The sequence below is a fragment of the Microcoleus sp. BR0-C5 genome (assembly GCF_036705045.1).
Classification (GTDB): domain Bacteria; phylum Cyanobacteriota; class Cyanobacteriia; order Cyanobacteriales; family Microcoleaceae; genus Microcoleus.
This window is the reverse complement of the sequence record NZ_JAUBTR010000061.1, coordinates 1-26,503: the sequence shown is the minus strand read 5'-3', so window position 1 is coordinate 26,503 and position 26,503 is coordinate 1. Positions and strand designations below refer to the sequence as shown.

The 26,503-nt window shown below is 46.5% G+C and carries 18 protein-coding genes; 14 read left to right on the top strand and 4 right to left on the bottom strand.

From position 1 onward, the window contains the following. Window positions 1-34: 34 nt before the first annotated feature. Window positions 35-433, bottom strand: a complete 399-nt coding sequence (locus QUB08_RS23835) for an allophanate hydrolase-related protein (RefSeq protein ID WP_333227681.1) — start codon at window positions 431-433, stop codon at window positions 35-37. A gap of 204 nt (window positions 434-637) precedes the next feature. On the opposite strand from QUB08_RS23835, the gene QUB08_RS23830 reads away from it, so the two are divergent. From QUB08_RS23830 to QUB08_RS23820, 3 genes are all read left to right on the top strand, one after another. After that, entirely contained in the window at window positions 638-1,897 is a 1,260-nt protein-coding gene (locus QUB08_RS23830) for a Zn-dependent hydrolase (RefSeq protein ID WP_333227679.1), read from the top strand. A gap of 111 nt (window positions 1,898-2,008) precedes the next feature. After that, window positions 2,009-2,596, top strand: coding sequence for a DUF4365 domain-containing protein (locus tag QUB08_RS23825; RefSeq protein ID WP_333227677.1), 588 nt, complete (start codon window positions 2,009-2,011; stop codon window positions 2,594-2,596). After that, window positions 2,593-3,141: a hypothetical protein gene (locus QUB08_RS23820; RefSeq protein WP_333227675.1), complete on the top strand. Its 549-nt coding sequence runs from the start codon at window positions 2,593-2,595 to the stop codon at window positions 3,139-3,141. The genes QUB08_RS23825 and QUB08_RS23820 overlap by 4 nt, the downstream gene beginning before the upstream one ends. A 9-nt stretch (window positions 3,142-3,150) precedes the next feature. On the opposite strand, the gene QUB08_RS23815 is transcribed toward QUB08_RS23820, so the two are convergent. Continuing rightward, complete coding sequence (locus tag QUB08_RS23815) at window positions 3,151-4,161, bottom strand: DNA cytosine methyltransferase (RefSeq protein WP_333227673.1); 1,011 nt, start codon at window positions 4,159-4,161, stop codon at window positions 3,151-3,153. A 148-nt stretch (window positions 4,162-4,309) separates the two neighbouring features. Here QUB08_RS23815 and QUB08_RS23810 point away from each other — a divergent pair, with 148 nt between their 5' ends. Further along, window positions 4,310-5,575: a folylpolyglutamate synthase/dihydrofolate synthase family protein gene (locus tag QUB08_RS23810; protein ID WP_333227670.1), complete on the top strand. Its 1,266-nt coding sequence runs from the start codon at window positions 4,310-4,312 to the stop codon at window positions 5,573-5,575. A 5-nt stretch (window positions 5,576-5,580) separates the two neighbouring features. On the opposite strand, the gene QUB08_RS23805 is transcribed toward QUB08_RS23810, so the two are convergent. Continuing rightward, on the bottom strand, window positions 5,581-6,156 hold the full coding sequence (locus tag QUB08_RS23805; protein WP_333227668.1) for a Uma2 family endonuclease: 576 nt from the start codon (window positions 6,154-6,156) through the stop codon (window positions 5,581-5,583). 451 nt (window positions 6,157-6,607) lie between these two features. Here QUB08_RS23805 and QUB08_RS23800 point away from each other — a divergent pair, with 451 nt between their 5' ends. Together QUB08_RS23800 and QUB08_RS23795 are read left to right on the top strand one after the other, a co-directional pair. Next, on the top strand, window positions 6,608-7,225 hold the full coding sequence (locus tag QUB08_RS23800; protein ID WP_333227666.1) for a hypothetical protein: 618 nt from the start codon (window positions 6,608-6,610) through the stop codon (window positions 7,223-7,225). Next, complete coding sequence (locus QUB08_RS23795) at window positions 7,222-7,653, top strand: type II toxin-antitoxin system VapC family toxin (RefSeq protein ID WP_333227664.1); 432 nt, start codon at window positions 7,222-7,224, stop codon at window positions 7,651-7,653. The genes QUB08_RS23800 and QUB08_RS23795 overlap by 4 nt, the downstream gene beginning before the upstream one ends. Window positions 7,654-7,702: 49 nt before the next feature. Here the strand turns inward: QUB08_RS23795 and QUB08_RS23790 are convergent, their stop codons facing one another. Next, window positions 7,703-8,986, bottom strand: a complete 1,284-nt coding sequence (locus tag QUB08_RS23790) for a sugar ABC transporter substrate-binding protein (protein ID WP_333227662.1) — start codon at window positions 8,984-8,986, stop codon at window positions 7,703-7,705. A 382-nt stretch (window positions 8,987-9,368) separates the two neighbouring features. Between QUB08_RS23790 and pilM the strand changes: the two genes are divergently transcribed. From pilM to QUB08_RS23750, 8 genes are all read left to right on the top strand, one after another. Continuing rightward, window positions 9,369-10,463, top strand: a complete 1,095-nt coding sequence (pilM, locus tag QUB08_RS23785; RefSeq protein ID WP_333227716.1) for a type IV pilus assembly protein PilM — start codon at window positions 9,369-9,371, stop codon at window positions 10,461-10,463. A 427-nt stretch (window positions 10,464-10,890) separates the two neighbouring features. After that, window positions 10,891-11,793: a PilN domain-containing protein gene (locus QUB08_RS23780; protein ID WP_333227660.1), complete on the top strand. Its 903-nt coding sequence runs from the start codon at window positions 10,891-10,893 to the stop codon at window positions 11,791-11,793. Continuing rightward, window positions 11,790-12,590: a pilus assembly protein PilO gene (locus QUB08_RS23775; RefSeq protein WP_333227658.1), complete on the top strand. Its 801-nt coding sequence runs from the start codon at window positions 11,790-11,792 to the stop codon at window positions 12,588-12,590. The genes QUB08_RS23780 and QUB08_RS23775 overlap by 4 nt, the downstream gene beginning before the upstream one ends. Window positions 12,591-13,081: 491 nt before the next feature. Beyond that, window positions 13,082-15,457: an AMIN domain-containing protein gene (locus tag QUB08_RS23770; RefSeq protein ID WP_333227656.1), complete on the top strand. Its 2,376-nt coding sequence runs from the start codon at window positions 13,082-13,084 to the stop codon at window positions 15,455-15,457. A 712-nt stretch (window positions 15,458-16,169) separates the two neighbouring features. After that, the gene (locus tag QUB08_RS23765) at window positions 16,170-16,478 is read left to right on the top strand and encodes an HU family DNA-binding protein (protein ID WP_333198661.1); all 309 of its coding nucleotides are present in this window, start codon (window positions 16,170-16,172) and stop codon (window positions 16,476-16,478) included. Window positions 16,479-16,493: 15 nt separating this feature from the next. Then, window positions 16,494-17,759 carry a threonine-phosphate decarboxylase gene (locus QUB08_RS23760; protein WP_333227654.1) on the top strand — a complete coding sequence of 422 codons (1,266 nt, stop codon included), beginning with the start codon at window positions 16,494-16,496 and terminating at the stop codon, window positions 17,757-17,759. A 634-nt stretch (window positions 17,760-18,393) separates the two neighbouring features. Then, window positions 18,394-19,884 (top strand): dihydrolipoyl dehydrogenase family protein, encoded by a 1,491-nt coding sequence (locus QUB08_RS23755; protein WP_445300950.1) that lies wholly within the window; start codon window positions 18,394-18,396, stop codon window positions 19,882-19,884. Between the two features lie 614 nt (window positions 19,885-20,498). Next, window positions 20,499-25,973 carry an AAA family ATPase gene (locus QUB08_RS23750; protein WP_333227652.1) on the top strand — a complete coding sequence of 1,825 codons (5,475 nt, stop codon included), beginning with the start codon at window positions 20,499-20,501 and terminating at the stop codon, window positions 25,971-25,973. Window positions 25,974-26,503 lie beyond the last annotated feature (530 nt).

The following is a 26,503-nucleotide window of genomic DNA, read 5'->3' as shown; positions in this document are numbered from 1 at the left end:
AAATCCGTAGGGACACGGCAGTGCCGTGTCCCTACTACGAACCCGCTTTATAAGCGGCCCACCCACCTCGCTCGGAAATATCTTCCCATTGGTACTTGTCCACCAACTCCTGCGGGTACAAGAAAGCCGTCAACACTTCCCCGTCATCCAAAACCACATCCGACGGATACATATACGGCGGTTCCCCCGCTGCAAGCTGTTCAAATTGCTCTGGAGTCAGTTCGTACACTTCGCCCGGAATTGATACGCCGGAGGCGGCCACTTCGTAAATTGCAGGATGCCAGCCATTTTCTGCCGAATGCAAGCGGTAAATCGGACGAGTTTTCGCTTCTCTGATAAACTTGGCTTCTCCAAGGTTGCTGTTGTCCGGCTGACCCCGAAGGGCAGAACCGCAAATGAACACTCGTTTGGCTGCAATTGCTGTTTGACTCATATCCACACCCGATAAAAAATTGTGCTTTTTTGTACAGTTAAATCGCCGCGATCGCCTTTATTCTGCTTACTGTGTTTTGTATACAGCAGTTTAAGTGCCAAAGCCATCGATTTTTGTAAACAAGGCTACATAGTTTCGCCCATTTAAATGATATTGCATACAGTATACAACAATTAGTTAAATCAATCAATAGCAGAACTTTAGATGACAGTTACATTAACACTTTCAGTCAACGGCTCGCGCCTCAACCGCAGCATTGCCCAACTCGCTCAAATCGGCAAACTGCCGGGAGGAGGCGTCAGTCGGGTAGCATTTACCAAAGCAGATTTGCTTGCCCGCCAACTCGTTGAATCTTGGATGGTAGAAGCAGGGATGACAGTTCGCATTGACGCGGCGGGGAATATTATCGGTCGATATCCCGGAAAGCGCGAAGGTGCAGCGCTAGCCACAGGTTCTCACATCGACACCGTTCCTGTGGGCGGCCATTACGACGGAGTTTTGGGAGTTTTGGCGGGGATTGAAGTGGTGCGGGTACTGCACGAAAATAACCTGCGCTTGGAACATCCCATTGAGACGATCGTATTTACTGACGAAGAATGCACCGTTATCGGCTGCAAAGCAATGGCCGGAAATACAGTCAGCGACGCGGCATATTACCGACGCAGCGACGGTACTTCCATTGAAACTTGCTTGGGAAAAATTGGCGGAGATTGGTCAAAAATTGGGGATGCCAAACGCCATCCCCAAGAAATAGCAGCTTTTGTAGAACTGCACGTCGAACAAGGAGGCGTTTTGGAAAGTACCGGCGACGAAATAGGAATAGTCAAAGGCATTGTCGGACAGTACCGCTATGCAGTGACGGTAACGGGCCGCCCCAATCATGCCGGATCGACGCCCATGCACGCCCGAAAAGATGCCCTGGTAGCCGCCGCACAAATGGTACTGGCAGTCAACAAGTTGGGAGTGGAAACACCCGGAGAACAGGTAGCAACGGTGGGTTACTTAAATGTGTCGCCGAATGCTACAAATATTGTTCCGGGAAAGGTGGATTTTAAAATCGACTTGCGCGATATATCTCAAACTCATTTGGAAGAGTTGTTAGTTAAAATGAAACAGGAGTTTGGGGCGATCGCACTTGCCACCAAAACCGAAGTTGCAATGACCGAAATGCTGCACGTATTGCCGACGCTAGCAGCACCAAAAATTCAAAATGCAATTGCAGAAGTTTGCCGGGAATTAAGCTTGAGTTACACGCATTTAATCAGCCGCGCCGGACACGACGCACAAGAAATCGGACGGTTTGCCGATATGGGGATGATTTTCGTTGCTTCTCGCGGCGGCATCAGCCATGCAGAAGATGAATATACTTCCCCCGAACAGTGTACTCAGGGAGCAAATGCGCTGTTGCAAACGTTCTTGAAGCTCGATCGGCTTTATGGGGAGGGCGATCGATTTGAGATTTGAGATTTGAGATTTGAGATTTGAGATTGAGCGATGTAGGGTGCGTGACTGTGAATTGATTTGGGCTTGTGTGGCAGGCTTTTTTAGTCACGCACCGCAACTTTATGCAACTTTATGCAACTTTATATAGCAGAGTTTTATAATCCGATTTGGTGTTATATCATTACTTTAGGGCGACAAAATTGCAGTAGCAGTTTCATGGATATCAACACCCAAAAAGAAGAATTCAGCTATGCTTACATTTACGCAGTTGCCTCAGCAGCCGGGTGCATCTGCCAGCGAACAACTACTCCTCTAGATAAACTGGGTGTAGACCTAATTATCACGGGAATAGCAGCATCAGGTTTACCAAACTTTCCCATTCTTTACCTTCAAGTCAAATGTACCTCAAGAGATATCCTCAACGAAAATAGCCTTCGCTATCCCCTGAACATTAAAAACTACGAAGAATTGAGTACAAGCAACGCCTATCCTCCTAGAATTATAATTGTGGTCAGCGTTCCCGATAGAGTCAACGACTGGCTGCAACAAACAGAAGCGGAACTTTGCTTAAAACGCTGCGCTTATTGGATATCATTAGAAGGTGCATCACCTACTGACAATAAAGAAACCGTCACTATTTCAATACCCAGAACAAATATATTTTCGGCTGAGACTCTGACAACTATCATGCAGCGTATCGCAACCGGGAGACAACTATGAATGTGACAATAAAGGATATTGAATTGCTCAAAAATCTCCAACCTCAGCAAATTAGCTACTACTTAGAAGCAAAAGGTTGGAAACAAGCACAACAAATTGACAGCCGCGCTATTATTTGGACAAGCAGCGATATCAAGCCAGAAGCACCTCAAATCGTTCTACCTTTAAATTCCACTCTTCCTGACTTTCCCGTGTCAATGAACTTGATGCTAGAGACATTGGAGGTCATCGAAAATCGATCTCAAATGGAAATTTTAGCAGATTTAATTACCGGGCTTCCTAATACAACTATTCAGGGAATCGTGATTCAAATTCACACTCCTAACGCCGACAAATTAAGTGGCGAGATTACCTTATTAGGTGTCATTGGCGACCAACTGCGGAAAATTAAAACGGAACTTGCAGACAAAGACTACATCCTCGCTATCAAATCTTATCAAGAACGCTTGCCCGTTTTCTGTACGGGAGACTTAATCAAAGAAAATCAAGTATTTATTGTCAAAAATACCCGGAATTTTACCCTAGATGACCAATGGCAAAACTAACAAAAAATATTATTGTAAAGTCGAGGTGGCTAATCTGCCCGACTTTCCAATATCCTCAAAAATTTTACTTGCCAAAACTCTAGCCAAATTCACAGGAACAGCATTGCCGACCATTTTATATCCATCAGCAATATACTTGTACTTAAAAATAAAATCATCCGGGAAAGTCTGAATTCTCGCACATTCCCTCACAGAAAGCCGACGGTAAGGCAGAGGCGAATTGGGGTCAAAAATGCGCTTGTCTTTGCCAACCAAAATCATTTTACTAGCTTGAGGATGGAGAGGCGCGTGTCTGCCGCTTGCCTGAATAGTAAAAGAAGGTTCCGACCAACTTCTAACTCGATTTCGCGACATATAAATGCTCGAAAACCCCAAATCCGCACATTCGTGATTTGGGACATAATCGTGATAATTATCTAATTTACCCTTAACTGGAATAGGCGCGATCGACTCCAAATCAGAAATCGCATTTCTCAAAGTCAAAACCTCATCTCCAGGTTCGGGAAACTCAAAACCAAAACCCAGATTCTGCCGATAACCGACAACAATCACCCTTTGCCTGTCTTGCGGAACCCCAAAATTTTTAGCATTCAACAACTTGTAAGAAACCCGATAGCCAATTTGCTCGAATTGCGATAATATATAAGTGAAAGCCTCCTTATTTCTGGAAGCTAAAATCCCACTGACATTCTCAGCCAAGAAAAACAAAGGCTGCTTGTCGCCCACAATTCTGATATACTCCCAGAAAAGCTGACCCCGACTGTCATCAATCCCGCGTTTCGCACCGGCTTCACTCCAACTTTGACAAGGAGGGCCGCCAATAATTCCAATACAGTTGGGAATTTCATCGGAATTGATGTTTCGGATATCTCTTCGATCTAAAATAGTTTCAGGATGGTTAAACTCGTAGGTATCCCAAATAGTGCGATCGTACTCATTAGCCCAAACCGGCTTAAACCCAGCCAGACGAAAACCCAAATCCAATCCGCCACAACCCGCAAACAGAGAAATAATATCCACAGCCACGTTTTTTCACCCGCAATAAATACAATAAATCAATTATAAACCTCTCTTTTATTAGATATCTACCTCTTTCTTCTCTCACTCTGCGCCCTCTGCGGTTAATAAAAAAATCAAATTCCCAAACAAACAGAATTTATAATCCTCAATGAATGCAAATTCCCTCCTCAAATCTTACCAACACTTCGGCGTCCACCTCGGTCTCGAAAGAATCAAACAACTTCTAGAAAAACTAGACAACCCCCACAAACAAGTACCCATTATCCACATTGCCGGCACCAATGGCAAAGGTTCCGTTTGCGCTTATCTCTCTTCCGTACTAACAGAAGCAGGCTATCGAGTCGGGCGCTACACATCCCCCCACCTAATCGATTGGACAGAAAGAATTTGCATCAACCAAAAACCGATTTCCCCAACAGAATTGCAACAGTGTCTAGAACGAGTTGTCGCCGCCACCGAAAACAACACCGAAACACCCACTCAATTTGAAATAATCACCGCAGCAGCTTGGCTGTATTTCGCCGAACAAAAAACAGACATCGCAGTCATAGAAACTGGATTAGGAGGTAGATTAGACGCGACTAACGTTTGCGAAACGCCTCTCGCTAGCGTCATCACTTCTATCAGTCTCGAACACTGGCAAATACTCGGCCCCACGGTGGCAGATATTGCTGGGGAAAAAGCGGGAATTCTTAAAGCAAAATGTCCGGCAGTTATCGGAGAATTGCCAGAATCAGCTAGAATAGTTGTAGAAAAACGCATTCAAGAATTAGACTGTCCGGCAAGTTGGGTAAAACCAGCAATAGATTTAGGACAAGGATTCGCAGAATATCAGTTAAATCAAAATGCGGTTAAAATAAAATATCAATTGCCGCTGCTGGGAAAATTTCAACTAATGAATTCAGCAATTGCGATCGCAACTTTGCAAACTCTCCAAAACCAAGGATGGCAAATTTCCCCAACCGCGATCGCCAACGGTATCGCCAAAACCCAATGGCCCGGAAGACTCCAGCAGACAACTTGGAAAAACCGCAATATATTAATTGACGGCGCGCACAATCCAGCCGCAGCGATGGCCCTGCGTGAATATGTCGATCGCCTGAACAATCACCAGCCACCGGTTAACTGGGTAATCGGCATTCTTGCGACTAAAGACTGCGATGATATTTTGAAAGCATTACTCAAAAAGGGCGATCAACTTTACCTAGTACCCGTACCCGATCAAAACTCATCATCCCCCGCAGAATTAGCCACCCTCGCTCAAATTATCTGCCCCGAATTAACTCTCTGTCAAGCCTTCCCCGACTTAACAACAGCCTTAGATGCTGCTGTTACAGGTGACAACCTAACAATTCTTTGCGGTTCGCTTTATCTCGTCGGCTATTTTCTGCAACAACAACAATCCCAAACTTAAACGCATCATAATTGTGTTTCTTCCTCTGTAAAAATCGGAGGCCACAATTCCGAAACGGGCAATTCCCAACCGGGAAAAAGTTCTGCTACTGTTAAGATATCGCCATTTCCTAAAACAGTCGGTTCACCTGTAGAGCGATAAATAGTCACTGTTTCTTCATCAGGATCGATCAGAATTCCGACGAGCGCACCCAATTCTATAAACTTCAAAACCTTGGTTTCTATAGGCTTAATGCGATCATTCTGAGATTTAATCTCAACCACCAAATCGGGGACAAGTTCTCCAAAATAACGCGGACTTTGGCGCAAGCGGGCGGCGCGCACAAAAGAAACATCCGGTGCTTTGACATTCGTATCCGGCATGATGAAACCGCCTGCGGAGTCAAAGACTCTCCCCAAGCGACGGGGATTTATCCAAGCGAAAAGAAAGGCGATGAGACGGCTACTGATTTCACTGGATACGATGTCTGATGGCCCCATAATTGAAAGTCTCCCGTCTTCTAGTTCAATTTTGTAATCTAAACCCGCTTCGGAAAAAAGGGTTTGAACTTGGTTTAAATCTTTGAGTGTCATCGCTGGCATAAGAATTTTCTCCTATTCCGATCTGAGCTTTGATTTTAACACGAGTCAAATTTCTGAATATTTGAGGAATTCAGACTATCTTCCTACAAATCATCAATCCAGGTGAATTGAGAAAGGCGATCGCACGGGATATATAAACTCGGTTTCTGGGATGAGCGATCGTTCTTATCTACAAACACTTACCTCTAAAATAGTCGAGATTGACTTATCCAGAGTTTTCCTCCGACTCCGCGTTGTGAAGAGGCGATAATTTCATCATTCGATAATAACTTAAAAGCTTATATATGCTTATATATAGGGCGGCACAGATTCCCATTATTTAATAATACGTCAAGTGGCAGAAAAAAGCAAGGGGCGAGATTAAAAAAGATTAATGCCTAATGCCCAAGGCCCAAGGCATAATTTTTGTTACAATATAAATGAGTTTAGAAAAATTTAGAGATAGAAGTTTATGAGCAGCCTTATATCGGTGCAAACGTTAATTGAATATATAGAAGCTTTGCCAGCCCAAGAGCAAACTTTACTATTTGACGAGCTTTTCAGGCGAAACATAATCAAGCAGCTTCAGGAAAACAATACAGCAGCAGTGAAGGCGTCTATCATGGCAGAAAGAGAAAAGCCGCGCCAGGAAAACACCAAGCAGACAGTCAAGACAAAAACACTCTTAACAGGTAACGCTACCTGCGACATTCGCGCAGCCGATCGCACTAACTTTGGGGGCGACCTCGACAGCTCAACTGTTCAGATAATCATTAAAAACGAATCAGACAGAACAGTCAGTGCAGCGTTGCTGGGGTGGCCCGAATGTAAAGCTTTTGGCGAGACGCGATCGCAAGCACTGCAAAACCTTCACGATTTAGTAAATGCCCAGCTAGCCGAAGCTGAAATCGTCTCTGTCAAACTCACTCCTAGTCGATCGAACAATCCTTGGGTGAGGTTAGCTGGTAAGTATGAAAACGATCCGTATTATGATGAGGTATTGGCACACATAGAAGAATATCGCCGCGAACTCGATGCAGAAACCGAAGCTTATTACAGTCAAATTGACGCTGCGGTTGAGACAGAATGAGCCTATACATACTTGATACGAATTGTTTCTCCGATTTGCAAAAGAATGATCCCATGATGGTGCAGCGGGTCGAGGTTAACGCAGAAAACCTTGCTGTAACTATCGTAACCGTAGAGGAAGCAATTCGCGGCTGGTTCGATTTTATCAGAAAGGCTTCGGTCCCTTCGCAAGCGGACAAATTAGTATGGGGTTACACCAGGTTATGGGATACATTAGAGGATTTCAAAAATCTCAACATTCTGAAGTTTGACCAGAATGCTTCCACTATTTACACTGAGTTCCGTCGTCAAAAAATACGCATCAGCACGCAAGATTTGCGGATTGCTGCTATTGTACTGGCTAATAATGCTATCCTCGTTACGCGCAACTACCGAGATTTTTCGCAAGTGCCTGATTTAGTGCAGGAAGACTGGACAATTCAACCTTAAAAGCAAGAGGCGAGATCAAAAAAAATCCCGCCCCAGCTTCAATTAAAAACTACCTTTGATCCCAAGCCTTAGCCGCATCAGCCACAGCTTGATCGACCGACTTCTCATCCAACATTGCCGCTTGCAAATTGTCATAAATCGCCTTTTGCAGCTTCTTAACATCCTTGAGAGGGGGAATCAATAGCTCGGCGGAAGTCAACCCAGAAGCACTAACAACCCGAGCTCGATCGGCAGCAGCAGCATCAGTCGGAACGTTCTTAAAATAATCGTCCTGCAAAGCCTCAACCGTAGAAGGCAAAACATTAGCAGCCTTAGCAAAAGCCAACTGATTTTGAGAATTAGTCACGTACAGAGCAAACTTGACAGCATCATCAGGGCGCTTGCTGTCGCGGGGCACAACCAAATTCATCACCGCCACAGTCTTCTTGCCGGTTTCCCCCGTAATTTGAGGCGCAGCAGCCGAAACAGCACCAATACTCGGCGCATTCTCAGCAATCGCCTTCAAAAACTGAGGCCCGGAAGCTAAAAAAGTAGTTTCCCCAGCTTGATAAAGCTCGATCGCCCTACGATGTCCCTGCACCAAAACATCCTGCGGCAAAAGTCCGTTCTTGTACAAATCTACCCAATACTGAAAAACCGCTTTGCCCTTAGCCGTATTAAAAGCCGCCTTGCCTTTAGCATCAACCAAAGGCACACCCATCTGCACGAAAGATTGCAAAACTTCCGCCGAATCTTCCGGCACAAAAGTCACAAAAAAAGCAAACTTACCAGTCTTCTCCTTCACCTGCTTCGCAACAGTTGCCAACTCGGCATAAGTAGCCGGAGGCTTAGCAATTCCAGCCTTCTTCAACAACTCCGTATTGTAAATTGTCACCCCAGTCGTGAGATACCAAGGAATGCCAAAACTCTTGCCGTCGAGCATACTAGCTTTCCATATATTTGGGAGATAGGTTGATCGAACTTGCTGGGGAATCCGAGAATCCAAATCCAGCCAAGCATTGCGTCCCGCCAACAGCGAAGCAAAATCGGGATTTAGGTTCACCACATCCGGCGCAGTTTTCGCCGAAACCGCCCCCAAAATCTTGCTTTCCATCGCCGACCAAGGAACGTCCACCCAACGCACCTTCACCCCCGGATTTTGGGCTTCAAAACCGGCGATCGTCTTGTTGAAATACTCAGTAAACTGAGGTTGAAGCTGCATAGTCCAGAACTCGATTTCCTGCGTATTATTTGCCTGGGAATTAACAGCAGGCTTGCCGCAACTCACCACCGCAGCCAGCAGCAGCCCCACCAGTCCAAAAACAGCAAACAGTTGCCAAGATTTACGTTTCATAGAATAAAATTTGAGAGTTATGGGAACCGTTTGACAAAAAAGCGCTCGCCCGAATCAAGCGCCATCGAGTCAGTAACAGAGTTTTGTACCTGGGCACGGCGAGCGAGATAGTCTGTTTTTGTGCAGAATCGGCAGGTTTTCGGTCGATCGAGCTGGAATTTATTGACATTCGCAGCAGAATAGCTATTGTCAAGTAAATTGGATAGCATAAAATCGGAACTAGCGATCGCGCAACACAGACTGAACTGTGCAGATACGGCGGGATACCGAGATTACAGCACTCTTGCGGCAGTTGGAAACCAACCCTCCAACACGCCTGCGCGCTGAATCAGGCTGGCCAACTACAAAAGAAAAAAATAGCAATTACCGACGACCCAATCACATGGTTAACTTTTTCAAAGGTCTACTTTCCCAACGCCAGCCAGGAATCGGGATCGAAATAGCCCCAGACCGCATCAACATCATTCAGCTCGAAAAGAAAGCTCAGGCATTAAAATTAGGCATTCTAGCCTCAATAGAAGTTCCAGAAGACTATGTACAAGAAGGACAAATAGTCGATCCGCCGGGAATGGCAGAACTCATACGCGCCGTCCTCGCGGACAACAAAATCAAAGCCAAGCGAGTAGCCACAGCCATTCCCGGCCGCGAAGCAGTCATCCGCCTCATCCCAGTTCCCGCAGAGCTCAACGAAGAAGAACTGCGGGATTACATGAACGCAGAAGCAGGACTGTACTTGCCATTTCCTAGAGAAGACGCCGACGTAGACTATCAAAAAATAGGCCTTTTTGTAGATGACGACGGAGTAGAAAAAGTGCAAGTCGTGTTAGTAGCAACCCGCAGAGAAGTTACCGACACATACATCGAAACATTCAAAGAAGCCGGATTGATTATAGACGTATTAGAAGTAACCAGTTTTGCCCTAATCCGCACCCTCAAAGAACAACTGCAACAATTTTCCTCCCAAGAAGCAGCCGTCCTGACCGCCATAGAATTTGACAGTACCGAGTTAGCTATAGTAGTGGACGGCATACCTCAGTTCAACCGTACCATCCCGATCGGCACCTACCAAATCCAGACCGCCCTCAACCAAGCCATGAACCTGCCGCCAACCAGAGACACCAGCGAACTGCAAGGCATGACCCTGCCAGTCACAGATACAATGGGCGCATCGGGAGACGCCAATCCCGGTACAAATGCGATGATTAAAGTATTGGGAGAACTAGCAGACGAACTGCGCCGCTCAGTAGACTTTTACCTCAACCAGAGCGAAGAACTCGAAGTAGCGCAACTGCTGTTAGCAGGTCCTGGAGCTGCGATCGGCAAACTAGACGAATTTTTTATGCAAAGATTAAGCTTGCCCGCATCTCAAGTCGATCCCATCGAAACCCTAGGACTCGAAATCAGCCAAGAAATTACCCCAGAACAGCGAGCAGGTTTAGGAGTCGCCCTAGGTTTAGGACTAAGGGAGGTTATGTGACCTAACAGTTTTAGATGAGAGAAAAACAGATGTGAGAATTTTAGGTAAAAACCCCTTCCAAAAGAAGAAGGCAGAAAGCAGAAGGTAGAATATTGGAGGTAGAAGATAGAAGGTAGAAGGTAAAAGGTAAAAGGTAGAATATATCTGAGGTAGAAGCAGCCCCTTCCTTCAGTAGAAGGCAGAAAGTTGTTTCTTTCTTCCCTAAATAAATCCTTCACTTGTACCAGCAATCTTGGGTTCTGTCTAAAATCTAAAATTTCAAATTTAAATCTATAGCAACAGCCAAGACTGTTAGGACGTTCTTAATTGCTGAAACATAAGCGGTAGATCACTTTTTCCTTCTACCTTCTACCTTCTACCTCGTGCCTTCTACCTTCTACCTTGCGCCTTCTGCCTTCTTCCTTCTGCTATAAAATCGAGTGAAGCCATGTACAGCCTAGATATTAATTTTCTCAACGACCGTCCGGACTACAAACCCGTTGCAGCAGCCAAAAGCTCAGCTAAAAAAAGTTCCGGTGGAGCAAAAGACCAACTGCCCATATATGGGGCGACGCTGTTTGCCCTTGGCATCGTCGCCGCAGTCATGGGCGCCTGGTGGTGGGCGACTAACGAAAATAACAACTTGGCCGCACAACAAGCAACCATCGACCAAGAACTGGCAACGTTAAACACTCAAGCCAACGTCATCAAAGCCATCAATGCCGAAACCGACCAAGTTACCGCCGAATACAAAGCCTTAGCCGGAGTATTCGACCAAATTAAACCTTGGTCGGCGATGCTGCAAGACCTCAGTGCCCGCACTCCGGCGGGAGTGCAAATTGCCAAAATCGAGCAAATCGACCCCAGTCCCTCCCCCGTTGCAGCAGCACCCCCACCCGTAGCGACCCCCGCAGCCAGCCCGTCCCCAGGGGCGAGTCCGTCTCCAGCCAGCCCCCCCCCGGCGGCTGCTCCCGCCCCCGTCGTCCCGCAGCAGGCAGCAAAAGTACAAATTTCAGGGATAGCTAGTACCTTTGCTCAAGTTAACGACTTTATGTTGCTAGTCCAGCGCTCTCCTTTCTTCCTTAACACCGATACCAAACTGATAGCGGCCACATTAAAAAACAACCCCGCACAATTACAAGTGCGTAACCAAAACGCAGCACCACCAGAACTTCCCAAACTGCGACCGGTGGTGGAATATAAAATTGAAACCACGCTCAGCCCGACGGGAGCCTCCGAGTTGCTCCCCGAGCTCCGCAGCAAGCAGGCAGACGGGCTAGCAATACGGATAGAAACACTTCAAGAAAAAGGAGTGCTAGAACCACAAAAACCAGAGGTGAAAAAACAATGACATTCGCAAATGAGTATGGTCCTAGCGGACAAGCAGAAGAGACCGGGGGTCAGGAAATATTCGGCATTAAGCTGACACCCCAAGTCCAAGCAATCGGCATCGCGGTTCTCGGCCTCGTCATTGCCGGCGGCCTCGGCTACCAGTTCGTATTCCCGGAATTCCAAAAAGCCGACGCATCCAAGCAAAAAATTAGCGAAAGCAAGCAAACACAACTGCAATTGCAAACTCAAATTCAAAAAAAGGCAGAAGCAGAAGCCAAGCAAGAAGAAGCAAAACAGCGCCGGGCCAACGTGACGGCAATGTTTGCCAGCGACGCCAGCGCCAACACGCTTTTGCTTGACATGACCCAACTGGTTAATAGAATCAACGCCGGCGTGGAAGGAGATGACCTCAAGGCTAAAATTACCAAATTTGAGCCGGATATGCCCCCAGCTGCAGCAACCGCCGCGCCGGGAGCTCCCGACCCTGATATTCTGGCCGATACCTCCTTCGGGCCGTCCCTGGCTGGCAAGCTCAGACGCAAAAAATTTAAGGTAGAGTTTGAAGGCACTTTTGCTCAAACCCGCAATTTTATGCGTAACTTGGAGTTGATGCAGTCGCTGTTGGTAGTGAGGAATTTGAGATCTGAATTGGTAGCATCAAATCAGCCAATTGAAGTTGACTTTTTGAAAGGTAAAATAGTTCCTGTGGAGCAGCCACCAACTAAAATTAAAACTGCTTTTGACTTGCACGCCCTGCTGCCGTTAAAGCAAGAAGAAAAACCGCCAACTCAGGCTCCGAGTCCTGGTGCTAAGTAGCGGTAGTTGGGCGGATAGATATTAGCTATTGTTCCCAACTCGCTCTTTCACAAGCAAGGAGAAGGCAGAAGGCAGAAGGTTGAATTTAGAAGATTGAAGGTAGAAGTCAAAAAAGTATGAATGTCAGAAAAATATTTTTTAGATGGCAATCAACAATTTGCTCTAAAACCTACTTTCTTCTAATACCAATTTCTCAAAGTAATGGAACTGTATAGCAATCCTTGCAGGAGTCGTAATTTTTTTACCCCATCCCAACCCTCCCCTTACAAAGGGGAGGGAGTAAGAAATCCACAAATGATGCGAGGATTGCTGTAGGATAGTTTCTAACCCTTATGTCATCAGTTATTCCCAATCGAAAATAGCCAATCGAAAAGGGCATAACTTCTCCTTTCAAAAAGGCTCGAACCCTTGAATATTTTAGTCAGTTTAGCAGCTAGCGACAAAAGACTGCGAACAACAAATAAATAACAAAGTGTAGTTGAGGAGAGAACGTGAAACAGCATCTACGGTTAAGTGGAGGACTCTTATGCAGCGTTGCAGGAGTTTTGATCGCCCAAGCCCCCGTCTTGGCAGTGCCGACTCAAGTCACAGGAGTGCAAATAAGTCAAGGTAATAATGGCGTAAATATTGTTATGGCGACAGAAAAGGGCGATCGCCCGCAAGTTTTCGCCATCAATAACGGCAATACTTACCAAGCCACAATTATCAACACCCAGCTCCGCTTGCCACAAGGCAACAGCTTCCGTCAAGATAACCCCGCTCCGGGAATTTCTTCAGTAGAAATCAGCCAGGTAGAGGCTAACAGCATCCGCGTTGTGGTAGCCGGCACCAACGGAGTTCCCAACGGACAAATTGTTCCGGGACAAGGCCAAAGCATCGTCCTTAGCGTTGCCGGACAGGGTGGCACAGCACAGTCTGCCCAAACTCCACCCCCGCCACCTCCGGGACTGCCGCTGAGCCAAACAGCTCCCCCCCCGGCTCCCCAAGTCCGCACCTCGCAAAACCCAGGCGTGCTGCTGCCAAATCCCGAAGTTACTGTTACCAGAAACGATCGGCCGCCCCTCCCCAGCGAAATACAATCCCAGACCAATCAGGCTGCGCCTTTCCAGCCACGGGCCGTGGCGCCGCCCTTGGGAGATATCGCGGTGTCTAACATCGCCCCCGGCGCGGGAAATATTGAACTGAGTTCGGGAGAACGCATCCCCCGCTTGGTGCTGCGGGATGCCCCAGTCCGAGACGTTTTGGCTCTGCTGGCTCGCGCTGCTGGCTTGAACATTGCTTTTACAGGCGGCGGGGCCCCTGCTCAACCGGGCCAGCCCGCAGTGCCTGGTCAGCCAGGAGTATCGGGGTCAGATGAAGGGCCAAAGATTTCTTTGGACATCGAAAATGAGTCGGTGCAAGATGTCTTTAATTACGTGCTAAGGCTCAGCGGGCTGCAAGCTAACCGCCAGGGGCGGACGATTTTTGTAGGGACTAACTTGCCGATCGACTCCCGCAATATTATCATTCGGACTCTGCGGCTCAATCAAGTTCGCTCTACGGATGCAGCTAACTTTTTGAGCGCTCAAGGCGCGGAAACTCAACTGCCGATTACTCGCGTGACTATTCAAAGCGTGGGCCAGGGAAATGCTGCGCGGGATGTGGAAATTAGGGAACCCGACATTAAGGCGATCGGCGCTAGGGAAGGCACTGGGCCGCTGTTGCTGAGGGGACTGTCGGTGCTGGCGGATTCTCGGCTCAATTCCATCACTTTGGTGGGCGACCCGCGCAAAGTTGACATGGCTGTGGCTTTCTTGACACAGCTAGATTTGCGCCGCCGTCAAGTGGCTGTCAACGTCAAGGTGATCGATATCAACTTGACGGGAGCCAACGTCAGTAGCAGCAGTTTCTCTTTCGGAATTAATAACAGTTTCTTTGTCAATGACGACGGGGCGGCAAGTCTCAATTTTGGTGGCATCAATCCGCCCGCTAGGGCCGATGCTGTCGGCGGCATAACTAATCGGCCCATTGTCGGGCTTCCGTTTGCAGACGTGGAGCCTTTCTACGATCCGAACAGCCGGTTTACCGTACCGTTGACAGCGAACGGCCGCAAAGGTGTGTTCCTCCGGCCGATCTCCCCAATTACCACTGACCCCACGCGAGTTGGAATTAGCGATTACGACCCAGGAACGGCACCAACTGCAGGAGATGCAACTTTCGCCTTATTCCCGCTGTTCCAGTATCCCAGGAGGTTCCTGTCTACGTTGCAGGCAACTATTCAGAGCCAGAATGCCAAAATCCTGACCGATCCGACTTTGGTGGTTCAAGAAGGAGAAACGGCGAATGTGAATATCACTGATGAGGTGATCAGTAACATCACGTCCGACACCCAGACTACCGGAAATACAAGTACCACAACGGTGACGGCTGTCAAAGACAGGGCTGGTTTGCAGTTGGGGGTGGCGATCGACCGGATTGACGATAATGGCTTTGTCTCTCTGCGGGTGAACCCGATTATCAGGACACCTGGCACCCCCCAAAACCTGAGCACGGGCCCGAACACAAATACTATCAGGCTGCTGGGCGAGCGATCGTTGCAATCGGGGCTAATCCGCCTGCGGGACGGTCAGACTTTGATTGTTTCGGGGATTATCCGCGATGAAGAACGGGTTACAGCGAACAAGATTCCGATTTTGGGAGATTTGCCGATTATCGGTTCGCTGTTCAGGCGCACTGATAAGACCAACCAGCGGGCGGAGTTGATTGTATTGCTGACTCCACAGATTTTGGATGATAGTGATCGATCGAACTTTGGCTACCAAAACAGCATCAGTCCCGACGCCCGCCAACTGTTGCAGCGCAGTCAGCCCGTCCAGCCGAGACAGTAGGAACGAAGGAAGAAGGCATGGGTGTCAACTTTCCACGCTCTTTCCCCTGAGTCCGACAGTCCGACAGTCCGACAGGGGTTGAAACCCCGGCCTCAAAGCGAAAGTCCTTCAAAGAGGACTAAAGAACTCATTAGTCCTCTGCAAAAGGACTATCAATCACTCTTTCAGTCGTCTGAAGACGACTTTCGCTATTAGCCAGGGGTTGAAACCCCTGGCGGGTTTCGGGAGAATGAAACAGCCCTGCCCCACGGGGAAAAGAAAGGGGAAAGAAAGAAGGAAGAAGGAAAAAACTTTTCCTTTAGCCCTTGACAAATTACATTTTATTCCTTCTATTTATCCTTTTTTTCTGATCGGAAATCCACCGAGGCAATAAATCTTGTCTCCAAGGTGGTATTTTTTTACCTAAATTTTGGGATTAATTACAAAAATTAGCAAGTTCCATATAAATTAAAGGTTCCACCGATCCATAACGGTCGGCAAGACTTTAGAATAATGCAGTGAAAATTAGATGCTGTGGGGTTTTCAGCAGTTAGAAACAAAAATTCCTTTTCTGACCAATTACCCTAGGGTAATTGGTATTCAGCAGGAGTTGTGATTTGCGGAAGCGGACGGGAGCAATCGGGAACCACCCAAACCTCCCAATCCACACCTCAATCCAGTTGATAACTCACAGCTAATAGTTGAACTAACTCTGTTTAACGTAATTTTGCAAATCGAGAAGGAGTTCGCAATGAACAAAGGTGAATTGGTTGATGCAGTGGCGGAAAAGGCTAGCGTGACGAAAAAACAGGCTGATGCTGTTTTGAGTGCCGCCCTCGAAGCAATCATGGAAGCTGTCTCCGATGGCGACAAGGTGACGCTGGTCGGTTTTGGCTCGTTTGAGTCGCGGGAACGCAAGGCCCGCGAGGGTCGCAATCCCAAAACTGGAGACAAGATGGAAATCCCGGCAACCAGAGTTCCTGCATTTTCCGCAGGGAAGTTGTTTAAGGACAGAGTTGCACCCCCGAAAAACGCGGAATAGCTGGCGAACTGAGTCTTGATTAGACCTTTACACGGTGGGAATTTAGCTTGGGCAGCCTCACTGGCAGGCTGCCCTGCCTCTGCTATTGTCGATTTTTCTGCGAGTATCAGTCCTTTGGGCCCTCCTGAGTCGGCAGTGGCTGCGATTCAAGCTCACTTGAGCAGTTTGACGGCTTACCCAGACCCGGATTATGGAGAGCTCAGGACTGCTTTGGGGGAGGCTTTGAATGTTGACCGGGATTGGATTTTGCCAGGGAATGGTTCGGCGGAATTGTTGACTTGGGCAGCTTGGGATTTGTCGAAGCTGGAGGCGACTTATTTGGTGACTCCGGCTTTTGGCGATTACTCGCGGGCTCTTTCGGCTTTCGGCGCGCAGGTGATCAAATGCCCTTTGGATATTAAATCTTGCACCATTGTCAAGAACGGGCAAGATGCCCATTCCACAAGAGATGAATTTTCTTGTGGAACAGGCAAGATGCCTGTTCCTAAACAACTAATTGAGAATGGTGCCACATCTGAGTTGGATCTGAAATCGTTGGACGTTGGGGCAGGAAACGAGTTAGTAGCGGATGATTTGTCGGTTTCTAACCGTTCCCTTGTCTCCCCTTCTTTTCGTATCCCAGTTCCTCTTGCTCTCGATGCCGCCTCTCGACGAGGTTTGCTACTGAACAACCCGCACAATCCTACGGGTTTGCTGTTTGCTAGGGAGGCGATTTTGCCTTATGTGAAGCAGTTAGGTATGGTGGTGGTGGATGAGGCCTTTATGGACTTTCTACCGCCTTCTGAGCAGGAAACTTTGATCGATGCTGTTGAGGAGTTTCCGAATTTGGTGATTTTACGATCGCTCACTAAATTCTATTCTCTGCCGGGACTGCGGTTGGGCTGCGCGATCGCCCATCCCGATATTCTGCGCCGCTGGCAGCAGCAGCGCGATCCTTGGCCTGTGAATGCTTTGGCTGCTGCTGCTGCTGCTGCTGTGGTGCGAGATACTGTTTTTGAGCGGCAAACTTGGGATTGGCTGCCTGTTGCTCGCTTTGAGCTATTTGAGGGTTTGGCTAATTTGCCGGGTTTGCAACCTTTTGCAGGGGCGGCTAATTTCTTGTTGGTTGAGTCGTCTATCTCGGTTTCTTCTATTCAAAAAAGTCTGTTGGAACGACACCGGATTTTGATTCGGGATTGTTTGAGTTTTCCTGAGTTGGGCGATCGGTTTTTTCGGGTGGCCGTGCGTTCCAGGGCGGACAATCTGCGCCTGATTGCTGGACTTGCCGAAGTGATTCGTTAGCTGACAGTTGACTGTTGACTGTTGACTGTTGACTGTTGTCAGTTGACTGTTGACAACCAATAAAAGGTGACAAACGATTTTATTGGTCGTTTGAGAGTACCTCCCCAAGAAACCCGGTTTCTCTGGTAAACCTTGGGTTTTGCAGCGAAGTCTCTAGGAAGAAACCGGGTTTATGACCCCGCGCGCGGATCGTCCTAAACTACTAACTAATGACTAAGCTGTTCTGCATTTAAATGGTATGTCAAAAAAAATTAAAGTCTTGTGGGGAGTAGCGGTTGGGCGTCCCGCCCGCCCTTAATATACAATTTAAATGCGCGACAGCTTAGGATCGCGAATTAAATAATTTACACTCTTGAAAGTGGGTTGGGCGTCCCGCCCGCCCTTTCTGGACGGGCGGGACGCCCATCCCACAAGAACCATCACGCATTCTAAGTTATTTAATTCTCATTCCTTAATGACTAATGACTAATGACAATCAAGCATCCAGGATACCCGCCACGTGATTCATTCCGAAAGCAGACTCAGGACCCAGAAATAAAAAACCTGTATCCGATGAAACTTGCCCCTCGAATTTATCCGTGGTTAATGCTTCAATTCTTTAATCTAAAATCTAAAATCTAAAATCTAAAATCGATTGACTTCTTTATTTATGCTTGACTATGATTTAGTGATTATTGGTGGAACTCCGGCCGGACGTTATGCTGCTTTGACTGCAACTAATTTCCCGGCCCGCGTTGCTTTGGTGGAACCGCTTAGTAATTCGCAAGATTTGCCCACAGGGAGGAAAGAGTCGATCGACCTTGGTTTGAGATACAGCCAAACTTTGAGGGAGGCTGCTCGTTTTGCCCAGCAGATCAGTCGCCAGCAGTTGGGGGTTCGTTGGGAAGTCGCGAATTCCTCCATGCCGCTCAAATTGCGATTTGAGGGCGTTCTTAAGTGGGCAGATGATGTTGTTTCTAATTTGTCAGAAATGGATTCTCTCGGCCTTTTGGCTGCTCGCGGAGTCGATGTTATTGTTGGCAACGGCGAGTTTGTTGCGAAACCAGATTTGGCTTTTGTTGTCGGCGGGCGAAAATTGCGCTCGCTCTGTTATTTGCTAGCTTGTCCAACTCTGCCGGCGATTCCCAATATTGAAGGACTTTCGTCTGCTGGCTTTTTTACTTCGGAAACTGTCGGGGAATTAGCAAAACTTCCACAGTTGCCTAAAAGTTTGGCTGTAATCGGTGCCGATCCCAGCGGTGTCGAAGTGGCTCAGACTTTTGCCCGGTTGGGGGTTGCTGTCACTTTGGTAGTGAAAAGTTCGCACATTTTGGCTAAAGAAGACCGGGAGGCTGCTGGTTTGGTGCAAGCTGGAATGGAAGCTGAAGGAGTGCGGATTCTGACTACTACTGAGGTGACTCAAGCTAGGGTGATTGAGGGTAAAAAGTGGATTCAAGCTGGGCCAAGGGCGATCGAAGCTGAGGAGATTTTTCTGGCCGCCGGTAGAGGGCACGATTTTTCATCGTTAAATCTCGAAGCGGCTAAGGTTAAATTCAGCGATCGGGGGGTGATTTTAAATGAAAAGCTGCAAACAACAAATCACCGCATTTACGCGATCGGCGATGTTGCTGGAGGTTATCCGTTCCATCACATCGCTAATTACGAAGCTGCGGTTGCTGTGAAAAATGCTTTGTTTTTGCCACTGTTTCAAATAGATTATCGTGGGATTCCTTGGGCGATTTTTTCCGATCCGCAGTTGGCGAGGGTTGGCTTGACTGAAGCGCAAGCAAGGCGCCGTTTTGGAGACGATCTGATTGTTTGTCGGGAATATTTTAAGAATGTTGAAAGAGCTCAAATGTCCGGGGATACAACGGGTTTTTGTAAGATTGTCGGGCGTCGTAATGGGGAGATTTTGGGAGCGAGTATTGTGGGGCCGCAAGCTGCTGAGTTGATTCACGCGATCGCTTTGGCTGTGCGTCACGGGATGAAGGTTGAGGCGATCGCCCAACTTCCTTATATTTGGTCGAGTCTTTCGGAAATTAATGGTCAAACTGCTGCTGTTTGGGAGTCGCAGCGCTTGGGCAGAAACGCTTTTTCGCGCAATTTATGGGAGAATCTGTTTCACTGGCGCAGGTATTGGAAGTGAAAAAATCTCAGGGGTAATTGGTAATTATAAGTATGTGAGTGGTCAAATATAATTGACTTGGGCTAGTTCCATAGTCTGCTTCTGAATTTTGGCATTGAATGCCTGATTCACTTATTAGAGTGGGGCAGCTTGTTGTGGCAGTTGGACAAATAATTCGGCTGGCAATCCCATGAATCCCAATTTCTCCCAAATCTGACACACCAACTCAATTTCCTCTGCTTCCCGCTTTAAATTTCGCTCGGCCCGAATTGTACTAATGACATTAAATTATCACCTAAACTAGACATTAAGTATTTAAGAGGCGATCGCATTCAAGCATCGGTTTCAAAAATACTCTTAAGTACCTGATTAGCCTCTTAAATTCCTCTTCTATCAACTGCTGTCGTTCAATCAGCATTAGCCTCTTTCATTTTCTACTGAGCCTTAACTCAAGTATAAACAGCTCTTACATAAAATCTTCCACTATTGTTTTAAACTAGCACTTTCATAAGTTGAGCCACAAAGTATATTAAGAAAAATGTACTTGACTGAATAGCACAGCAGAGGGAGCGAAAATAGTAGATAGTAACTCTAACAAGCTTTTGGTTTGACAGAAGCAGTAGGAATACGTAGATATGATTAACATCACAAAACTTTTCCTAGGATATCAGATTAACGAGCAAATATACGCAGGCAATCGAACTCTAGTTTATCGCGGCATTCGCTCTTCAAATGGGCAGCCCGTCGTGATCAAACTACTGCGAAATGAATTTCCCAGCTTCAACGAACTGGTTTACTTCCGCAACCAATACGTAATTGCTAAAAACTTAAATATCCCCGGCACTGTTAAGGCATACAGCCTGGAGAGCTATCATAACCGCTATGCTCTGGTGATGGAAGACTTTGGCGGAATTTCCTTAAGTAGTTACCTGGCTAATCTACCATCCGCTAGCAACGAACCTCTAGAAGGCTTGCCCGTTAACGAGTTTTTTCCGATGGCGATTCAAATTGCCAGCGCCCTGGACGGACTTCACCGCCACCGAGTCATCCATAAAGACCTCAAACCCGCCAACATTCTAATTAACCCCACCAGCAAAGAAGTCAAGCTGATTGATTTGAGCATCGCTTCCCTGCTGCCGCGCGAAACCCAAGAAATTCAAAATCCCAACGTCCTCGAAGGCACTTTACCCTACATATCTCCCGAACAAACTGGGCGAATGAACCGAGGCATTAATTACCGCACAGATTTCTACTCGCTAGGAGTAACATTCTACGAATTACTAACAGGAAAATTACCATTCCAAACAGACGATCCAATGGATTTGGTACATTGCCACCTCGCCAAACAACCGCTGGCAGCCTCAAGAGTTAACAATAGCGTTCCATTGGTGCTGTCTCTTATTGTCAGCAAACTGATGGCGAAGAATGCTGAAGACCGCTATCAAAGCGCCCTGGGACTCAAGTACGATTTGGAAACTTGTTTGCACGAATGGCAAGAGACAGGGGCGCTGACTAACTTTACAATAGGGCAGCGAGATTTGTGCGATCGTTTCATCATCCCAGAAAAATTATACGGTAGAGAAAGCGAAGTATTCTCGTTGCTAGCAGCCTTTGACCGGGTGAGTGCGGGTAGCAGCGAAATGATGCTCGTTTCGGGTTTTTCTGGTATTGGTAAAACCGCTGTAGTCAACGAAGTTCACAAACCTATCGTGCGGCAGCGGGGCTACTTTATTAAAGGCAAATTCGATCAATTCCAACGCAACCTCCCCTTTAGCGCATTTGTCCAAGCTTTTCGCAACTTTATGGGACAATTGCTATCGGAAACAGATGCTAAAGTTGAGCAATGGAAATCGAAGATTTTGGCAGCTTTAGGAGATAGCGCTGGGGCGATAGTTGAAGTCATTCCCGAACTAGAACGTATTATTGGACAGCAACCGCCAGTCGCCGAACTTGCTGGCAGTGCCGCGCAAAATCGCTTTAATTTGTTGTTGGAAAAATTTCTTCAAGTTTTGACAACTAAAGAACATCCTTTAGTGATTTTTTTGGATGATTTGCAGTGGGCAGATTCAGCTTCGTTGAAGTTGATGCAAATGCTGATGAGCGATGTTGATAACCGCTATCTCTTCCTGATTGGAGCATATAGAGATAACGAAGTATTTGCAGCACATCCTTTGATGCTAACGTTAGCAGAAATAAAAAAAAATGGAGCCAAGACGAATACGATTACTTTAGCTCCCCTGCAACAGTCGGATGTTAATTCTTTGATTGCCGATACTCTGGCTTGTTCGACAGAGTTAGCTGCACCTCTGAGAGAATTGGTGTATCAAAAAACGCAAGGTAATCCTTTCTTTGGCACTCAATTTCTCAAGTCATTATATGAAGATGGACTGATTGAGTTTAATTTTGATCTTCGTTATTGGCAGTGCGATATTGCCGCCGTGCGCTCGCTAGCAATCACCGATGATGTAGTTGAGTTTGTGGCGCTTCAGTTGCAAAAGTTGCCAACTCAAACGCAAGAAGTCTTGAAGTTAGCAGCCTGTATTGGCAATCAGTTCGATTTAGGGACATTGGCAATTGTTTATGAAAAATCTCCACTAGAAACCGCATCTGCTTTATGGAAGGCCCTGCAAGAAGGGCTAATTTTACCAATTAGCGAAATTTACAAATTTTATCAAACAGAGGGAAATAGCAAATTAGTAATCGGTAATGGCAAGGAATCCGATCAATTATTAATTACCCATGACCAAGTACCCAAATATAAGTTTTTACACGATCGCATTCAACAAGCTGGCTATTCCCTCATTCCTGACAACCAAAAGCGATCGACTCATTTAAAAATTGGTCAACTGTTATTAAAGAATACGCCAGAAGCCGAACGAGAAGAAAGAATTTTTGATATTGTCAACCACTTGAATGTGGGAGTTGAGCTAATTAGTCAGTCAGCAGAACGGGAGCAATTAGCACAATTGAATCTGGTGGCTGGAAAGAAAGCTAAAGCTTCAACAGCCTACGCTGCTGCTACTGAATATTTGAATGTGGGAAGGGAATTACTGACAACCAATAGCTGGGAGAATCAGTATCAACTCACTTTGGCGCTGCATGAGGAAGCAGCAGAAGCGGCTTATCTGAACGGCGATTTTGACCAGATGCAGAAATTGGCTGATTTAGTGTTGCAACAAGCGATATCGCTACTGGACAAAGTGAAGGTGTACGAAGTTCAGATGCAAGCTTATATGGCTCAGAACAAGCTACAGGAAGCGCTGAATACGGGACTACAAGTTTTAAAACAGTTGGGGGTCGAGTTTCCCTCCGAGCCAAATCCCTCTGATATTGGGCAGGCATTAGGGGAAACCGCGTCAATTTTGAGCGGAACGCGAATTGAGGACTTAATTGAGCTGCCTCAAATGACCGATCCCTATAAATTAGCAGCCATCAGACTTTTATCAAGTATCTTTGCTCCTGCATTCACGGCTACGCCAGAACTGGTGCCTTTGGCGGTGTGCAAACAAATAGATTTATCCGTTCAATATGGTAACGCTTTGGTTTCTCCATTTGCTTATGCCAATTATGGTCTTCTTCTTTGTGGCATTGTGGGAGATATTGATTCAGGTTATCAGTTTGGTCAATTGGCTTTAAGTCTATTGTCCAAGTTAAATGCTCAAGAAATTAAAGCCAAGACAGTCATGATAGTAAATATATTTATCCGACATTGGAAAGAGCATTTGAGAGAATCCTTAGAACCTTTGATGTCAGCCTACTCTATCGGAATGGAGACAGGAGATTTAGAATATGCGAGCTATAGTCTATTCGCGTCTTCCTATTTTGCTTACTTTAGTGGCAAAGAATTAGCTGTCCTTGAAAGAGAGATAGCAAGAAACAAAGATGCTATTCATAAAATTAAGCAAGAAACAGCGCTTAATTATCTAGAAATCTATTGGCAGGTTACCTTAAATCTTCTGGGAAAAAGTGACAATCCCTCTGTTCTAAAGGGTGAAGTCTGGGATGAGCAGGTAAGGTTACCACTGTATCAGCAAGCAAACGACAAAATAGGAGTTGCCTACATATATTGGAACAAAATTTCACTTAGTTACTGGTTTGAAAATTACTCAGAAGCAATTGAGAATATCGCTATAGCCGAAAAGTATTTGGGCACAGTGATATCATTGCCCCTTGTTCCTCTATTCCATTTTTATGATTCTTTAGTACGGCTGGCAGTGTATGGCGATACTACACAATCCGAGCAACAGGCTATTCTCGACAGAGTAGGAGCTAATCAAGAAAAAATGGAAAAATGGGCGCATCATGCCCCCATGAATCATCTGCATAAATTCTATCTAGTAGAGGCAGAACGGCATCGGGTTTTAAACCAAAAAATAGAAGCGCTTGAGATGTACGATAAGGCGATCGCTTTTGCCAAAGAAAACGAGTACATCAACGAAGAAGCACTAGCTCACGAACTCGCAGCTAAATTCTACTTGGAATGGGGGAAAGAAAAACTGGCAAAACCCTATTTAATTGATGCTTACTATGCCTATGCAAAGTGGGGAGCCAAAGCAAAGATTGACCATCTAGAACAGCGCTATCCCCAATTGCTGGCTCCTATCCTGCAACAGGAGCGAAGTCGCCAGTATCCGAGCGAAACAATTCATACCTCCAGCAATAGTGAATCATCCCTATCTCAGATCAATAAAACACTTGTCGGTAGCACCAGCAGTTGGGGCTTAGTAGATTTGCCGACAGTTATCAAAGCTTCTCAAGCTCTATCTAGCGAAATTCAACTAGATCAATTGCTCACTACCCTCATGCAAGTGGTGGTGAAGAATGCCGGAGCACAAACCGGAGCATTAATTTTGAATGAAGAGGGAAACTGGAGGATAAACGTCCACTGCACAAACCGTCAAGACTGCCTTCTGCAATCAATTCCGGTTGAGGAGACAGAAGTAATTCCTCTAACCATAATCAACTACGTCAAACGTACAAAAGAAACCCTGATTTTTGATGATGCTAGCAATCAACCAAGATTTGCATCTGACCCCTACATAATCCAACACCAACCTCAGAGCCTGCTTTGCACTCCGATCAGCGAGCGAGGGAAAATGATCGGGATTTTATATTTGGAAAATAATTTAGCAACAGGGGTATTCACGGGCGATCGCGTCGCCATTCTCAACATCCTGTGCTCGCAAGCTGCAATTTCCTTACAGAACGCCCGACTGTATCAGCAATCCCAGGATTATGCCCAAAAACTAGAGCTTTATCTCAACGATCTCAAACAGATGCAACTGCAACTGGTACAGAATGAGAAAATGTCTGCTGTGGGAAATTTAGTCGCAGGGGTAGCCCACGAAATTAACAATCCCGTAGGCTTTATCGCCGGCAACTTGCAGCCGGCTCAAGAATACGTGGGGGATTTATTGAACTTGATTGATTTGTATCAAGAAAAATTTCCCGACCCGGGAGTGGAAATTGAAGCAGAAATTGAGGAGATGGACTTGGAGTATTTGCGAGAAGATTTGCCCAAATTGATTGGCTCGATGCAGGAGGGAGTCGATCGCATCCGCAATATCAGTACGAGTTTGAGAACGTTTTCGAGGGCCGATAGCGATCGACCAGTTTCTTTCAATATTCACGACGGACTCGAAAGCACTCTGCTAATTCTCAAGCACCGTTTAAAAGCCAGCGAGTTCCGCCCTGCCATTGAAGTTGTGAAAGAGTATGGTAACTTGCCCCTAGTAAAATGCTTTCCCGGACAGTTAAACCAGGTATTTATGAATGTGCTGGCTAATGCGATTGACGCTCTGGAGGAGTCCAATAAGGGGCGGAGTTTTACTGAAATTAAAGCCCTACCTAATCGAATCACGGTTCAGACTGCTTTGAGCGAAGACAACAATCAGGTTTTGATTCGCATTAAGGATAATGGAGTGGGGATGTCGCACGAAGTCAAGGAAAACATCTTTAACCACTTATTCACCACCAAGTGTGTGGGTCAAGGAACTGGATTAGGATTGTCTATAGCCCACCAAATTGTTGTGGAAAAACATGGAGGTACATTAGTGGTGAATTCTTGCCTCGGTCAGGGTTCGGAGTTTGTGATTTCTATTCCGGTGTGAGCAGTTGGTAGCAGGTCTTTAGAGCAATTAGCGCAATTAGCGCCGCCTTGCAATTACAAGCCCTGTTATTAGAAGAAAGAGGAAACGGGGAATGGGTAACGAGCAACAGGCTAGAGTTTTTCGTGCTAGGAACTGGCGACTACGGACTAGGGAAACAAAGAATCTAGGCTAAGTTTCCCATCCTCCGCCTGCATCTTATTAGTGATTGAGACAGCGGTTTGCAACGGCCTGCTTTACAAATAGTCTTCCCTTTTTTGTGACCGGTTTCGTGTTAAGAGTTCTCTTGAGATTCTAAGCCTTTACCTTACCGAAATGAAAGTCGCTATCATGCTACTGAGATGGTGGACTTAAATTTCATAATATGAGCAGGTGCGCGCACCCTAGGTTAATAAGGTGCGCGTTTGACGCTGAGATGTACGGAGAGGGTGGGATTTGAACCCACGTTAAAGTTGCCTGTGAACAAACCTGACGGTCAACTGAGTACAGTTAGACCGCAGGCTTCTTTTTCCTTTTTTTTCTCATGCTTTTTA

Excerpts from the sequence above, each read along its gene's own strand:
- QUB08_RS23825 (WP_333227677.1), top strand. The coding sequence starts at position 2,009 with ATGCAACTTTATATAGCAGAGTTTTATAATCCGATTTGGTGTTATATC.
- QUB08_RS23790 (WP_333227662.1), bottom strand. The coding sequence starts at position 8,986 with ATGAAACGTAAATCTTGGCAACTGTTTGCTGTTTTTGGACTGGTGGGG.
- QUB08_RS23810 (WP_333227670.1), top strand. The coding sequence starts at position 4,310 with ATGAATGCAAATTCCCTCCTCAAATCTTACCAACACTTCGGCGTCCAC.
- QUB08_RS23795 (WP_333227664.1), top strand. The coding sequence starts at position 7,222 with ATGAGCCTATACATACTTGATACGAATTGTTTCTCCGATTTGCAAAAG.
- pilM (WP_333227716.1), top strand. The coding sequence starts at position 9,369 with ATGGTTAACTTTTTCAAAGGTCTACTTTCCCAACGCCAGCCAGGAATC.
- QUB08_RS23820 (WP_333227675.1), top strand. The coding sequence starts at position 2,593 with ATGAATGTGACAATAAAGGATATTGAATTGCTCAAAAATCTCCAACCT.
- QUB08_RS23805 (WP_333227668.1), bottom strand. The coding sequence starts at position 6,156 with ATGCCAGCGATGACACTCAAAGATTTAAACCAAGTTCAAACCCTTTTT.
- QUB08_RS23800 (WP_333227666.1), top strand. The coding sequence starts at position 6,608 with ATGAGCAGCCTTATATCGGTGCAAACGTTAATTGAATATATAGAAGCT.
- QUB08_RS23780 (WP_333227660.1), top strand. The coding sequence starts at position 10,891 with ATGTACAGCCTAGATATTAATTTTCTCAACGACCGTCCGGACTACAAA.
- QUB08_RS23830 (WP_333227679.1), top strand. The coding sequence starts at position 638 with ATGACAGTTACATTAACACTTTCAGTCAACGGCTCGCGCCTCAACCGC.
- QUB08_RS23775 (WP_333227658.1), top strand. The coding sequence starts at position 11,790 with ATGACATTCGCAAATGAGTATGGTCCTAGCGGACAAGCAGAAGAGACC.
- QUB08_RS23835 (WP_333227681.1), bottom strand. The coding sequence starts at position 433 with ATGAGTCAAACAGCAATTGCAGCCAAACGAGTGTTCATTTGCGGTTCT.
- QUB08_RS23750 (WP_333227652.1), top strand. The coding sequence starts at position 20,499 with ATGATTAACATCACAAAACTTTTCCTAGGATATCAGATTAACGAGCAA.